Raw genomic sequence first — 13471 nt, 5'->3', positions numbered from 1 at the left:
CCGGCCCTCATCACCGCTTCGCCACCAGCCGCCGCAGCGACGCCTCCGCCGGCGGTCCCCACGTACGCTTGCCGCCCGCCCGGCCGCGGACGCCCGCCTCCCCGACCAGCAGCCCGGCCAGCGCCCGCGCCGCCGCCAGGCCCCGCGCGCGGCGCAGCGTCGCCGCGTCGGCGGCGGGTCCGTAGGCGGCGTGGAAGCGGTCGGCGGCGGCGTCGTCGGGGAGCAGGATCCAGGGGGCGGCGAGGTCGAGGGCGGGGTCGCCGGCGCACAGGTCGCCGAAGTCGACGACGCCGCACAGCGTGCCGTCGGCGGTGAGGACGTTCGCGGGGTGCAGGTCGCCGTGCAGCCACAGCGCGGGGCCCGTCCACGGGGGCGCGGCGACGGCGTCGGCCCATACGGCCCGTACAGCGTCGGCGTCGGCCGCGGCGACGATCCCCAGCCCGGTCACCTCGGCGAGCTGCTCCTCGAACCACCCGCCCGCCTCCGCCAGCGGCCCGCCGCGGCCCCGCCCGGTGGGCGCGCCGCCGGGGGCGGGCCGGTGCAGCGCGGTGAGGAACGCGGCCAGGGCGTCGGCGGCGGCCGGGCCCCGGGTGACCGGGGCGCGGTCGGCGGGTGTGCCGGGTACCCAGGTGGTGACGATCCAGGGGCGGGGGAAGCGGTCGGAGGGCTCGCCGAGGCGCTGCGGTACGGGGACGGGTAGGGGCAGGTGCGGGGCGAGGCCGGGGAGCCAGGTGTGCTCCTTGCGCAGCAGCTCGTCCGCGGACCGCGTCGCCCAGGGGAGCCGTACGGCGAGGTCGTCGCCGAGCCGCCAGAGCTGGTTGTCCCAGCCGCGGGCGCCGAGGTGGAGGGGGTGGTCGGCGAGGTCGGGGTGCTGCTCGCGCAGCAGCTCGCGGATCAGCTCCGCGGTGATCTCCGTGGTGATCTCCGTGGTGATCTCCGTACCGCTCATGCGACGCCACCGTATCCGGCCGCGCCGCCCGCCCGCGCCCCGGGCATGAGAAAACCCCCGCCGGATGGCGGGGGTTTTCCCAGGTCAGCGTGGGGCGTACGTCACGACGGGGAGACGTTCGCCGCCTGCGGACCCTTCGGGCCCTGCTGCACGTCGAAGGTCACCTGCTGGTTCTCTTCGAGCGAGCGGAAGCCTTGGGCATTGATAGCGGTGTAGTGGACGAAGACATCGGGACCGCCGCCGTCCTGGGCGATGAAGCCGAAGCCCTTTTCAGCGTTGAACCACTTGACGGTTCCGGTAGCCATGAGCCCTCCTTGGGCCAAAGGGTCGCCCTGCCCCAGAGCCTCGAAGAAGCCTGAAAACGACACATGCCTGCGGCGTCAGAATCTCCGCAGGCACGGTACTGCAAGGAAACCAAACTGCAACTTGCGGTCGAGCCTAGCACGCAGGAGCCCGCCCCGGTAGAGAAAGGATCACGCTCGGGTGCGCCCCCGTACTCACGTGCGGCGGGGCGGCGGTTAGCCTCGGAGCCGTGACAGCACCACCTCCTGACGCAGGAGCCAGACGGCGGCCGCGGGTCGGCCACATCCAGTTCCTGAACTGCGTCCCCCTCTACTGGGGCCTCGCCCGCACGGGCAACCTGCTCGACCTGGAGCTTTCGAAGGACACCCCGGAACGGCTCAGCGAGCAGCTCGTCGCCGGGGAGCTGGACATCGCCCCCGTCACCCTCGTGGAGTACCTGCGACACTCCGACGAGCTGGTCGCCCTCTCCGACATCGCCGTCGGCTGCGACGGGCCCGTGATGTCCTGCGTGATCGTCTCGCAGCGGCCCCTGGCGGACCTGGACCGGGAGCGTGTGGCGCTCGGCTCCACCTCCCGCACGTCCGTGCGTCTGGCCGAGTTGCTGATCGGCGAGCAGTACGGCGTCGTGCCCGACTACTACTCGTGTCCGCCCGACCTCTCACTGATGATGCGCGAGGCGCAGGCCGGCGTGCTCATCGGGGACGCCGCCCTGCGCGCCTCGCTGCACGACGCCCCGCGCCTCGGGCTGCACGTACACGACCTGGGGCAGATGTGGAAGGAGTGGACCGGGCTGCCGTTCGTCTTCGCCGTGTGGGCCGTACGCCGCGACTTCCTCGCGCGCGAACCCGGGCTGGTGGCGGACGTGCACCGGGCGTTCCTCGACTCCCGTGACCTGTCGCTGGCCGAGGTCGGAAAGGTCGCGGAGCAGGCGGCGCGGTGGGAGTCGTTCGACCCGCCGCTGCTCGAACGGTACTTCCGCACGCTGGACTTCCGGCTGGGCGCGGAGCAGCTGGAGGGCATCGACGAGTTCGCCCGCCGGGCGGGCTTCCCGGACGAGGCGCGGGTACGGCTGCTGCCCGCGGCCGGGGCGCCATCGGATGGCTAGCGACGGGACCCGTGCCTTTGGGCATGGAGGGATCGCTTCCCGGGACTGCTCTGACGCGTAAGTAGATCGGTTCCATGGTCACCAAGGCTCCGGCGCCTTCGATGTGCCCCCGCCCCGCGGCGGGCGGCGTAGCCGCCCTGGGTCGCTGATCTCAACTGTGCCTGCGGGGCTGCGCTGTTGGCCTCAGCTAGATGTGTGGTGTGTGTATGGTGATCGTGTGGCTGTGGCACGGAGGGTTCGCCGGTATTCCGGTGGCGTGTACGACTTGGGCTTGCATGTGGTGTGGTGCCCGAAGTACCGCCGCCGGGTTCTCGGTGGCCGGGTCGCGGTCCGGCTGCGTGAGCTGATCGAGCAGAAGGCAGCCGAGAAAGACTGGGAGGTCATCGCCCTTGAGGTGATGCCCGATCACGTGCACCTGTTCGTGAAGCACGGACCGAAGGCTTCCGCCTCCTACGTTGCGAACCAGTTCAAGGGCTTCACATCCCGCGTGCTGCGCGAGGAGTTCCCGCACCTCAAGAGCCGTATGCCCACCCTGTGGTCATCGTCGTTCTTCGTCGCCTCGGTCGGCGCCGTCTCGGCGGACACGGTGGAGAAGTACATCAACACCCAGTGGGAACGACCTGGGACGAAGAAGCAGAAGGAGGGGCAGGCGTGATCCGTGCCTACAAGTTTCTCCTCCGCCCCACCGTCCGCCAGGATCAGGCCCTGGGCACGATGCTGCGGGATCACTGTGCCCTCTACAACGGCGCCTTGCAGGAACGACGCGACGCCTACCGGCACCCCTCGAAGACAACGGTCACCTACGGGCAGCAGTCGGCACAGCTCAAGGACATCCGCGCCTTCGACCCCGAGCGGCAAGGACGCTGGTCATTCTCCAGCCAGCAGGCCACCTTGCGCCGCCTGGACAAGGCATTCCAGGCCTTCTTCCGGCGCGTCAGGGCCGGGGAGAAGCCCGGATACCCTAGGTTCCGGGGCGTGAACTGGTTCGACACCGTCGAGTTCCCCAAAGACGGCGACGGATGCCGCTGGGGTTCCACCCCGCACGATCCCGTCACCCGCGTCCGCCTGCACGGTATCGGACACGTTCGCGTGCACCAGCACCGGCCCGTGAAGGGACGCGTCAAGACCGTCAGCATTAAGCGCGAGGGACGCCGGTGGTACGTCATCCTCGCCTGTGACAACGTGCCCGCCGAACCGCTGCCCGCAACGGGCGCGGTGTGCGGCGTTGACATGGGCGTCACGCACTTTCTCACTACCTCCGAAGGTGCCCACGTCGAGAACCCCAGGCACGGCAAGCGCAACGCTGATGCCCTCGCTGACGCTCAGCGGGCGCTCAAGGCGTTCGGGCGCCGGAAGCGGGAGAACCGCACGGCAACGCACCGCCGAGCGGTGGCCAAGGCCGCCAGGCTGCACCGCAAGGTGCGCCGTCAGCGCCTCGACCACGCGCATAAGACCGCGCTCACCCTGGTCCGCGACTACGACCAGATCGCACATGAGCGCCTGAACATCGCGAACATGGTTCGGGCACCCAAGCCGAAGCCCGACCCCGAGACGCCCGGCGCATTCCTGCCGAACGGATCCACCTCGAAGGCCGGACTCAACCGCAGTATTCTTGACGCGGGTTGGGGGGTGTTCCTGGGCATCCTCGCGCAGAAGGCTGAAAGCGCCGCTCGTGTACTGATCCCGGTGGACCCCCGCAACACCTCGCGCACCTGCCCCACGTGCGGGCACGTGGACGCAGAGAACCGTGACGGCGAGAAGTTCCACTGCACCGCCTGTGACCACCGCGACCACGCGGACCGGGTAGGCGCATGGAACGTTGCACTCAGGGCCGGGCTGGTCCTTCCCGACGTGGCCTAGCCACCGACAGGAGAAGCCCCCGGATTCATCCGGAGGGAGGAGTCACAAACTGGGTCGGCCACGGTGCGCGGTGCACCGTAGGAGAGGGCCGTAGGAGAGGGCCGTAGGAGAGGCGGGTCCGGGGGGTGTCGATGCAGCCGGTACAGAGCGGTGATCCCGAGGTCGTCGGGCCGTACCGGGTGCTGGGACGGCTGGGTTCCGGCGGCATGGGCCGGGTCTTCCTCGGCCGCAGCCCCGGCGGCGCCACCGTGGCCGTCAAGGTCGTCCACCCGCACTTCGCGCACGACGACGAGTTCCGCACCCGCTTCCGCCGCGAGGTCGAGGCCGCGCGCCGCGTCGGCGGCGCGTGGACCGCGCCCGTGCTCGACGCCGGGCCGGACGACGACGTCCCGTGGGTCGCCACCGGGTACGTCGCCGGGCCCAGCCTCAGCGACGCCGTCGCCGAGCACGGGCCGCTGCCCGAGGAGACCCTGCGCACCATGGGCGCGGGGCTGGCCGAGGCGCTGGCGGCGGTGCACGGGCTCGGGCTCGTCCACCGCGACGTCAAACCCTCCAATGTCCTGCTGACCCTCGACGGCCCCCGCCTCATCGACTTCGGTATCGCCCGCGCCACCGACGGCACCGCCTCGCTGACCGCCTCCGGCGCCTCGGTCGGCTCGCCCGGCTACATGTCGCCCGAGCAGATCCTCGGCCGGCCCGTCACCGGCGCCGGCGACGTCTTCAGCCTCGGCGCCGTGCTCGTCTTCGCCGCCACCGGGCAGCCGCCGTTCCCGGGCGACGCCGCGCCCACGCTGCTGTACCTGGTGGTGCACGAGGAGGCGCAGCTGCACGGCCTGACGGGCGAACTGCGCGAGCTGGCCACGGCGTGCCTGGCGAAGGACCCGGCGGCACGGCCGGAGCCGGCGGAGCTGGTGCGCGGGCTGGCGGCGGGCGGCGAGGCGGCGCGTCTCGTACGGCCCGGATGGCTGCCGCCGCCGGTCACGGAGCAGATCAGCCGGCGTGCGGTGGAGCTGCTGGCGATGGAGGCGCGGCCGGCGGCGGCGCCGGAGGGGGCACCGGAGCGGGGCGGCGACGGGCTGCCGTCGGGGCCGGTGCCGCTGCAGTCGGCGGAGTACGGGCCGGGGGAGTACGGGCCGGGGGTGTTCGGGCCGCCGCCGGTGCTGGACGGGACGGCGCCGGGGGCGGGGGCCCCGGGCGCGGCGGGTACGCCGGGCGCGGGTACGCCCGCCGCGGCGGGCGGCGCGGCGCCGCCGGGTGCGGCGCCGGCGGGCGGGCCGGGGGCCGGAGCCGGGGCGGCGGGGGCCGGCGCCGCGGGTGCCGGAGCCGCTGGTCCCGGAGCTGCGGGCGCCGACGCGGCGGGTGCCGGGGCGGCGGGTGCCGGAGCCGGTGCCTTCGAGGCCGTCGGCGTGACGCCGCCCGAGCGGCGGGCGGAAGTCGGCCTGCGCTCGCGGCGGTTCAGTTGCACTCTGGTGCTCTCCGTCGCCGGCGCGCTCGCGGCGCTGATGCTGGGCCTGTTCTTCGTACCCGGACTGCTGGACGGCGACGGCGGGGACAGCCCGCAGGCGGGGGACGCCTCCGGCGGCAACACGGTCGACAGCGGCGGCGCCGGCGACGGCGGCCAGGAATCCACCGGCGGCGGCACCGGAGGCGACTCCAGCGACGCGACCGACAGCCCCGCCCCTGAGCCGACCCGGGCGGTCGACTCCGTACCGGAGAAGTTCCTCGGCGACTGGGAGGGCGAGATCATCCAGGCGGACGGCGTCCCGAACGGCGACGTCAGCGTGGAGATCAAGCAGGGCGGGAAGGGAGAGTACGTCGCGTACTTCGACTACTCCCTCTACGACGTCGCGCACTGCTACAGCCGCGCCAAGCTGACTGTCGCCACCGACACCACCCTCACCCTCCGCGAGGAGGACGACCCGGCACGCGAGAGCTCCGAGGGCCTCTGCGCCCCCGGCAAGTCGACGGTGACCCTGACGCACAAGGGCGGCACGACCGCCGAGTACCGCTCCGACGCGGAAGCCTCGGGCAACCCGCGCTCGACGCTGACGAAGGACTCCGGCTGACGGACCGGCCGAGGGACCGGCCTGCGGACCGGCCCGCGGGCCCGGCCGACGGAACGGCCTGGGGGAGAGGCCCGGCCCGAGCGGGTGACATCCGCCGCGTAGGCTGGTGTTCGCTCGTACGCACCACTCGCGGAAGGGGCCGGTCACCGTGACCACCGATCTGCAGGCAGTCCTGGACCGCGCCGCCGCGGGCGGCCGCGTCACCCCCGGCGAGGCCCTCGACCTGTACCGCTCCGCCCCGCTGCACGCGCTGGGCGCCGCCGCCGACGCCGTACGCCGCCGCCGCTACGCCGCGACCGCGCACATCGCGACGTACATCATCGAGCGGAACATCAACTACACGAACGTCTGTGTCACCGCCTGCAAGTTCTGCGCCTTCTACGCCCCGCCCACCGCCACGGACAAGGGCTGGACCCGCGGCCTGGACGACATCCTGCGCCGCTGCGAGGAGACCGTGCGGCTCGGTGGCACGCAGATCATGTTCCAGGGCGGCCACCACCCCGACTTCGGCGTGGAGTACTACGAAGAGCACTTCTCCGCGATCAAGAAGGCGTACCCGCAGCTCGTCATCCACTCCCTCGGCGCCTCCGAGGTCGAGCACATGGCCCGCATCTCCGGCACCACCGCCGAGGACGCCATCCGCCGCATCCACGCCGCCGGCCTGGACTCCTTCGCCGGTGCCGGCGCCGAGCTGCTGCCGGCCCGGCCGCGGCAGGCCATCGCACCTCTTAAGGAGAGCGGCGAGCGGTGGCTGGAGATCATGGAGACCGCGCACGGGCTCGGGGTGGAGTCGACGTCCACGATGCTGATGGGCACGGGCGAGACGAACGCCGAGCGGATCGAGCACCTGCGGATGATCCGCGACGTGCAGGACCGCACCGGCGGGTTCCGGGCCTTCATCCCGTACACGTACCAGCCGGAGAACAACAAGCTGAAGGGCCGCACGCAGGCGACCACGCTGGAGTATCTGAGGATGATCGCCATCGCGCGGATCTTCCTCGACAACGTCGCGCACATCCAGGGCTCCTGGCTGACCACCGGCAAGGACGTCGGCCAGCTGACGCTGCACTACGGCGCGGACGACCTCGGCTCGGTGATGCTGGAGGAGAACGTGGTGTCCTCCGCCGGCGCGCGCCACCGCTCGAACCTGCGCGAGATCATCGAGATGATCCGCGGCGCCGACCGGGTGCCGGCGCAGCGTTCGACGACGTACGAGCATCTGGCGGTGCACGACGATCCGGCGGACGACCCCGTCGACGACCGCGTCGTGTCGCACCTGTCGTCCACCGCCATCGAGGGCGGCACGGCGCACCCGGAGCTGACGCTGGTGGAGGCCGACCGGTGACGCGCGCGACCCTGGAGAGGCAGCCGCACGAGGTGGCGGCGATGTTCGACGACGTCGCCGCGAACTACGACCTCACCAACGACGTCCTCTCCCTCGGCCAGGCGCGGCTGTGGCGCCGGGCGGTCGCCCGCGCGGTCGACGCGCGGCCGGGGCAGCGCGTGCTGGACCTGGCCGCGGGTACGGGCACATCGTCGCTGCCGTTCGCGGCGGCGGGGGCGTACGTGGTCCCGTGCGACTTCTCGCTGGGGATGCTGCGCGAGGGCAGGCGGCGCCACCCGCGGCTGCCGCTGACGGCGGGTGACGCGACGCGGCTGCCGTTCGCGGACGGGGTGTTCGACGCGGTCACGATCTCCTTCGGGCTGCGGAACGTCCAGGAGACGGCCGCGGCGCTGCGCGAGATGCGGCGGGTGACGCGGCCGGGCGGCCGGCTCGTGATCTGCGAGTTCTCCCACCCGACGTGGGCGCCGTTCCGGACGGTGTACACGGAGTACCTGATGCGCGCGCTGCCGCCGATCGCGGAGCGGGTGAGCAGCAGCCCGGACGCGTACGTCTACCTCGCGGAGTCCATCCGCGCCTGGCCGGACCAGCCGGCGCTCGCCGCCCAACTCGCCGACGCCGGCTGGACCCGCCCGGCCTGGCGCAACCTCAGCGGCGGCATCGTGGCCCTCCACCGCGCGTACGCCCCGAGCTGAGCCCGGGGCCGTGGGCCGGGCCGCGCGCCCGGCTGTCCGAGCCGCCACTTAGACTTCGGGGAACGACCCGCGTGACCTGGGAGCCGCCGTGATCGACGCCACTGAGTCCACCCGCAGTGCCGATGTGATCGTCGTCGGGGCCGGGCCGGCCGGCTCGACGACCGCGTACTACCTCGCCAAGGCCGGGCTCGACGTCCTGCTCCTGGAGAAGACGGCGTTCCCCCGCGAGAAGGTCTGCGGCGACGGGCTCACCCCGCGGGCCACCAAGCAGCTCATCGCCATGGGCATCGACGTCTCCGAAGAGGCCGGCTGGCTGCGGAACAAGGGCCTGCGGATCATCGCCGGGGGCAACCGGCTGCAGCTCGACTGGCCGGAGCTGGCGGCCTTCCCCGACTACGGGCTGGTGCGCAAGCGCGACGACTTCGACCAGCAGCTCGCGCAGCAGGCGCAGAAGGCCGGCGCCCGGCTGCACGAGCGGTGCAACGTCGGACAGCCGGTCATCGACGAGCGGACCGGCCGGATCACCGGCGTGCACGCGAAGCTCGGCGAGGAGAAGACCCCGGTCACCTTCCACGCCCCGCTGGTCATCGCCGCCGACGGCAACTCCTCGCGGCTCTCGCTGGCCATGGGCCTGCACCGCAACGAGAAGCGCCCCATGGGCGTCGCCGTCCGGACGTACTTCACGTCCCCGCGGCACGAGGACGACTATCTGGAGTCCTGGCTGGAGCTGTGGGACAAGCGCGGCCCGGAGGACCGGCTGCTGCCCGGCTACGGCTGGGTGTTCGGCATGGGCGACGGCACGTCCAACGTGGGCCTCGGCATCCTCAACTCGTCGTCCGCCTTCAAGGAGCTGGACTGGCGGGACGTGCTCAAGGCGTGGTGCGCCTCGATGCCGGAGGAGTGGGGCTACACCCCGGACAACATGACCGGCCCCATCCGCGGCGCCGCCCTGCCGATGGCGTTCAACCGCCAGCCCCACTACGACCGCGGGCTGCTGCTCGTCGGCGACGCCGGCGGGATGGTCAACCCGTTCAACGGCGAGGGCATCGCGTACGCGATGGAGTCGGGCCAGATCGTCGCGGACGTCGTCGTCCAGGCCCACGGCCGCTCGACGTACGCCCAGCGCGAGCTGGCGCTGCATCGCTACCCGAAGGTCCTCAAGGACACCTACGGCGGCTACTACCAGCTGGGCCGCGCCTTCGTCCGCCTCATCGGCAACCCGAAGGTGATGAAGCTCGCCACCGAACGCGGCCTCACCCACCCGGTGCTGATGCGCTTCACCCTGAAGCTCCTGGCGAACCTGACGGACCCCCAGGGCGGCGACGCGATGGACCGCATCATCAACGGCCTGACGAAGGTCACCCCCCGCGCGTAGCCGCCGGGGCGACCGCGGCCGGCCCGTCGATTCCGGTCGCCAGTGCGTCCGTCCTCGTCTCCGCTGTCGCGTCCTGGTCTGCCCGGAACGCTTCGAGGGAGATGTCGGGGGCGGTACGCGACGTGGCCGCGAACGCATCGCGTGCCACGAACCGGCGCGGCCGCGCTTGAGAATTTACGCTCAAGCCGTCAGTGCAGTCCTGGCAACCCGGCGGGCCGACGAGGCGCGCGCGTACGGTCTTGCCGCAGTACTTACGCGGGAACCAGGTGATCTCGGCGCCGAGCCGAGTCGCAACCAGCAGGCCGCGCCCCTGCTCGGGATGGTGTGGACCGACGTGGGCGATGGCGTCGGCGAAGTTCGGGAAGTCCGGAACCGGGTCGGAGACGTCGATCACCAGTCCACCGCATTCGAGGAGGGTGAGGCGCAACGCCAGCTGGTGCCCGGGCACCCGACCGTGCTCGATTGCATTCGTCACCAGCTCGGAAACGATGAGCACCGCGTCCTCGGTCTCTCCGCGCCAGCTCCAGTTGGTCAGTGTGCGACGGGTGTGGAGGCGAGTAAGTCGCGCTGACCGTTTGACCATGGTGTAACGCATCGTCCACTCCTGGGCGGTGTGCCCGTCGATGTCCTTCAGGTGCTGTGCCACCGTCGTCACCTACCTCCTCTGGAACTGAAGAGCACGATGTGTGGACCTCTAGTCGCTGAGCGCAACTAAGCTGGGGAGGCTTCATGCTCATCCGCCGGACTACGAACGTACGGTGACTGAGCGGGGTGAAAAACTTACGCAGGGTACGAGTTCTTGAGGCCCGGGCACGCGGGGAGCAAGCCATGACGCCAACTCGGTCGCGCAGAGGTGACAGAACACCGACCGGTGCGCAGGGTTCGCGCACACGCACCCGCGGCGGGGTCGTGACCGGGCATCTCTTCAAGGTCGTCAGGGAGCGGCTTCCGCGCACCCAGTGCGAGTTGGCGGAGGAGCTCGGTGTCGACTTGGCGACTGTTCAGGGGTGGGAGTCCGGCCGTCGTCCACTGACCGCGGTTCCCTCCGTGCAGCTGCTCTCTTTACGTCGGCATCTGCTGAGGACTGGTGCGGATCCTGCGCTGTTGGTCCTCCTTGATGCCGCCATGGACGCTGATTCGGTGATCGGCTATGCCCTGGACGCCGGACGTCCGCATCAAGGCTTCCGCGATCACCCGCTGGCCGGGTGGGTCTTCACCCGTTCGGCGACCCACATGCTCACGTGGGCGATCAACGGGGTGGCTCCCGCAGCCCTGCCGAAGCCGGCCCGACCGGTGCCGAGACGGCGGGGGCCATCGCCCGCGGCCCCGTCCCTGGGCGCCGATGACCAACGCCGGTTCTTCGACCACCTTCGCCGTTTCGCCGAACTGGCCGACCGCTCCGGGGACGAGGGGGCGCTGCTCCGACGGCAGGCCCTCTACCTGTGCAGTTACGACTCCGCTCCCGACACGCACGCATGGCTCGGCGAGATGCAAAGCCGTCGGAAGACGCAGCTCACCCATGCGGTCTGGGCCCCCGCCTGGTCCGATGCGCGATCCCTGGCCACCTCTCTGACCCGGCATGGCGATGTCGAAATACTGCACGCCTTCATCGAGCGCGGGATGAGCGGCGACCCCGGCGAGACTGCCAATCTCAACTACTGGGCGCACTGGCTCGGGCTCGACCGGTTGCCACGGTCCGACGACTCGTTCATGGCCGATTCCGCGCACCGCTCCTGGGATCCCGGCGCGCTCCTCCGCAGCCTGGTAGACCGTCTTGATCCCGCGCTCGGCTGCGTGGATCTCAACGTGCACTCGGTCTGGGCTCTCATCGCCTCTCGTCCTGGCCTCCTGGCGTCAGACCCCCGGCTGGTGCATGACCTGCGGTGTCGGGTATCCCTGCTGCTCGACGGTGACCGGGTGTCCCGGCAGGCCCGGCGCGAACTGGACTCGGTGCATTACGGTCTGAGGCTGAGTACGCCGTGATCTATCGGAGGGACAAAGACCCCATGACCGATGACGCCCTCGCCAAGGGCTCCGTGGGCTACCTGCTGGAGATGGGAACCCTGAAGCGGGCGCGGCGCACCGGCTGGTGGATCGTAGGCGTGAAGGACCCCGAGACCGTTGCGGAGCACAGCTTTCGTACGGCCGTCATCGGTGCGGTGCTGGCCATGCTTGAGGGCGCCGACCCCGCCAAGGTGGCTCTCCTGTGCACCTTCCACGACACCCAGGAGACCCGCGTGGGCGACATTCCGTGGGTCGGACGCCGCTACCTCAGCGCGGCGAAGAACGAGGACGTGACCGCTGACCAGCTCGCAGACGCGCACCCCGCGGTCGCCAGCGGGATTCAGGCGATCGTCGACGAGTACGAGAACGGCGACTCGATCGAGGTCATGGTGGCGCACGATGCCGACAGGCTGGAGTGCATGCTGCAGGGCATGGAGTACCTGGAACAGGGCTACAGCAATGCCCAGGAGTGGGTGGACAGCACGCGGGCGAAGCTGAAGACGGAATCCGCCATAGCGCTCGCCGACGCCGCTCAGGGCATGCGCTCCGCGGACTGGCAGCGGACCTATCTCCGGTAGGCCGAGACGTACGCGCATTGCCACCGCCGGACTGAAGATCTTCGGCGGGGGCTCAGGGGGCGTCGCGGACGGACCGCACGCTGATCGACCGAGGGGTGCCTGCGGCCGTGTTTATCTCGCCGGCGGAGCTGGCCGACCTGCAAGACGCCCTGGCCGTGGCTGGGTTGGAACGTGATCGGGCGCTGGGTGTCGCCAAAGAACCGGTGCCGCATGACGTGGCACGGGCCTGGCTGCTTGAGGCAGCGGGCCTGCCGGAGGGTGAGGCGTGACATCGCGTCGACGGGCTGGGTCGGGCCACCGTATCGAGCACCTCGGCTGCAGCTCGTGAAGCCGGGCTTGAGAATTCGCGCACAATGCGCCTGTGCAACACCTGCGAGAGCCCGCGGCCGGACGTCCGGCCGCGGGCTCTCGGGTCGGGCGATACGAGTTCAGAGGACCCGGACGGCCGAGGTGGGCATGTAGTACGACATCTCCTGGATCACCACGCCCTTCGACGGGTTGGCCGCGTCCAGGTACTTGCCGTCGCCGATGTAGACGGCCACGTGGTACGCCGAGCCGGTGCCGCCCCAGAAGACCAGGTCGCCGGGCTGGACATCGGACACCGACACCGGTGTGCCGGCCGTGGACTGCTCCGCCGCCGTGCGCGGCAGCTCCACGCCCACCGTGCGGAAGGCGGCCTGGGTCAGGCCCGAGCAGTCGTACGCCGACGGGCCGCTGGCCCCCAGCACGTACGCCTTGCCGACCTGGGCGTTCAGGAAGTCCAGCACCGTGCCGACGCTGCCCGACGCGGCCGGGGCCGCCGCGGGCGCCTCGGCGGCGGTGGACTCGGGCGACGACGCGGAGGCCGTGGCCAGCTCCTCGCGCTCCGCCGCGCGGGCCGCTGCGCGCTCCTGTGCGCGCTTCTCGGCCGCCGCGCGGGCCGTCGCCTCCTTCTTGGCCTCCGCGGCCGCCTTACGGGCGTCCTCGGCGGCCTCCTGCGACTCCTTGCTCAGTTCGAGGCGCAGGGCGGCGGTCTGGGTGGCGTCGGCGCTCTGCTCGACGCCGGTGGCGAGTGCCGTGCCCACGTGGACGTCGGCGTCCACGGCGGGGAGTTCGGCCGTCGACTCCGCGGCCGTCGCCCCGGCCGTCCTGCTGGTGTCTGCGAGGGCGGTAGCGGACGCCGCCGTCGCGACCATCGTGCCGAGGGCGCCACCG

General features: G+C 71.5%; 14 protein-coding genes. 10 read left to right on the top strand and 4 right to left on the bottom strand.

Going from position 1 to position 13471, the window contains the following annotated elements:
- Positions 1-10: 10 nt before the first annotated feature.
- Both T328_RS15115 and T328_RS15110 read right to left on the bottom strand, forming a co-directional pair.
- Positions 11-949 (bottom strand): phosphotransferase, encoded by a 939-nt coding sequence (locus T328_RS15115; protein WP_496496534.1) that lies wholly within the window; start codon positions 947-949, stop codon positions 11-13.
- A gap of 101 nt (positions 950-1050) precedes the next feature.
- The gene (locus tag T328_RS15110) at positions 1051-1254 is read right to left on the bottom strand and encodes a cold-shock protein (protein WP_018840208.1); all 204 of its coding nucleotides are present in this window, start codon (positions 1252-1254) and stop codon (positions 1051-1053) included.
- Between the two features lie 227 nt (positions 1255-1481).
- On the opposite strand from T328_RS15110, the gene T328_RS15105 reads away from it, so the two are divergent.
- The 7 genes from T328_RS15105 (at position 1482) to T328_RS15075 (ending at position 9695) form a co-directional block, all read left to right on the top strand.
- Complete coding sequence (locus T328_RS15105; RefSeq protein ID WP_496496533.1) at positions 1482-2357, top strand: menaquinone biosynthetic enzyme MqnA/MqnD family protein; 876 nt, start codon at positions 1482-1484, stop codon at positions 2355-2357.
- Positions 2358-2580: 223 nt separating this feature from the next.
- Positions 2581-3012, top strand: coding sequence for an IS200/IS605 family transposase (tnpA, locus tag T328_RS15100; protein WP_496496658.1), 432 nt, complete (start codon positions 2581-2583; stop codon positions 3010-3012).
- Complete coding sequence (locus T328_RS15095) at positions 3009-4217, top strand: RNA-guided endonuclease InsQ/TnpB family protein (protein WP_496496532.1); 1209 nt, start codon at positions 3009-3011, stop codon at positions 4215-4217. Before tnpA ends, T328_RS15095 begins: the two co-directional genes overlap by 4 nt.
- Before the next feature lie 131 nt (positions 4218-4348).
- Entirely contained in the window at positions 4349-6283 is a 1935-nt protein-coding gene (locus T328_RS15090; RefSeq protein WP_496496531.1) for a protein kinase domain-containing protein, read from the top strand.
- A gap of 148 nt (positions 6284-6431) precedes the next feature.
- Positions 6432-7628 (top strand): cyclic dehypoxanthinyl futalosine synthase, encoded by a 1197-nt coding sequence (gene mqnC / locus T328_RS15085; protein WP_496496530.1) that lies wholly within the window; start codon positions 6432-6434, stop codon positions 7626-7628.
- Positions 7625-8320, top strand: a complete 696-nt coding sequence (locus T328_RS15080; protein ID WP_496496529.1) for a demethylmenaquinone methyltransferase — start codon at positions 7625-7627, stop codon at positions 8318-8320. Before mqnC ends, T328_RS15080 begins: the two co-directional genes overlap by 4 nt.
- A gap of 88 nt (positions 8321-8408) precedes the next feature.
- Complete coding sequence (locus tag T328_RS15075) at positions 8409-9695, top strand: geranylgeranyl reductase family protein (protein ID WP_496496528.1); 1287 nt, start codon at positions 8409-8411, stop codon at positions 9693-9695.
- On the opposite strand, the gene T328_RS15070 is transcribed toward T328_RS15075, so the two are convergent.
- Entirely contained in the window at positions 9679-10350 is a 672-nt protein-coding gene (locus T328_RS15070) for an ATP-binding protein (RefSeq protein ID WP_496496527.1), read from the bottom strand. The two genes, T328_RS15075 and T328_RS15070, sit on opposite strands and share 17 nt — an antisense overlap.
- A 254-nt stretch (positions 10351-10604) precedes the next feature.
- Between T328_RS15070 and T328_RS15065 the strand changes: the two genes are divergently transcribed.
- From T328_RS15065 to T328_RS15055, 3 genes are all read left to right on the top strand, one after another.
- Positions 10605-11678 carry a helix-turn-helix domain-containing protein gene (locus T328_RS15065; protein WP_496496526.1) on the top strand — a complete coding sequence of 358 codons (1074 nt, stop codon included), beginning with the start codon at positions 10605-10607 and terminating at the stop codon, positions 11676-11678.
- A gap of 23 nt (positions 11679-11701) precedes the next feature.
- Positions 11702-12277, top strand: a complete 576-nt coding sequence (locus T328_RS15060) for an HD domain-containing protein (protein WP_496496525.1) — start codon at positions 11702-11704, stop codon at positions 12275-12277.
- 107 nt (positions 12278-12384) lie between these two features.
- Positions 12385-12546, top strand: coding sequence for a prevent-host-death family protein (locus T328_RS15055; protein ID WP_496496524.1), 162 nt, complete (start codon positions 12385-12387; stop codon positions 12544-12546).
- A gap of 159 nt (positions 12547-12705) precedes the next feature.
- On the opposite strand, the gene T328_RS15050 is transcribed toward T328_RS15055, so the two are convergent.
- The gene (locus T328_RS15050) at positions 12706-13452 is read right to left on the bottom strand and encodes a C40 family peptidase (RefSeq protein ID WP_496496657.1); all 747 of its coding nucleotides are present in this window, start codon (positions 13450-13452) and stop codon (positions 12706-12708) included.
- Between the last annotated feature and the right edge of the window lie 19 nt (positions 13453-13471).

It is taken from the genome of Streptomyces sp. CNX435, assembly GCF_059570575.1.
Note: the sequence above shows the minus strand (reverse complement) of the source record. Positions and strands in the feature narration are given on the sequence as shown.

What these genes read in the sequence shown, in the direction of transcription:
- T328_RS15115 (WP_496496534.1), bottom strand. Translation starts at nt 949, where the DNA reads ATGAGCGGTACGGAGATCACCACGGAGATCACCACGGAGATCACCGCG.
- T328_RS15110 (WP_018840208.1), bottom strand. Translation starts at nt 1,254, where the DNA reads ATGGCTACCGGAACCGTCAAGTGGTTCAACGCTGAAAAGGGCTTCGGC.
- T328_RS15090 (WP_496496531.1), top strand. Translation starts at nt 4,349, where the DNA reads ATGCAGCCGGTACAGAGCGGTGATCCCGAGGTCGTCGGGCCGTACCGG.
- T328_RS15060 (WP_496496525.1), top strand. Translation starts at nt 11,702, where the DNA reads ATGACCGATGACGCCCTCGCCAAGGGCTCCGTGGGCTACCTGCTGGAG.
- T328_RS15050 (WP_496496657.1), bottom strand. Translation starts at nt 13,452, where the DNA reads ATGGTCGCGACGGCGGCGTCCGCTACCGCCCTCGCAGACACCAGCAGG.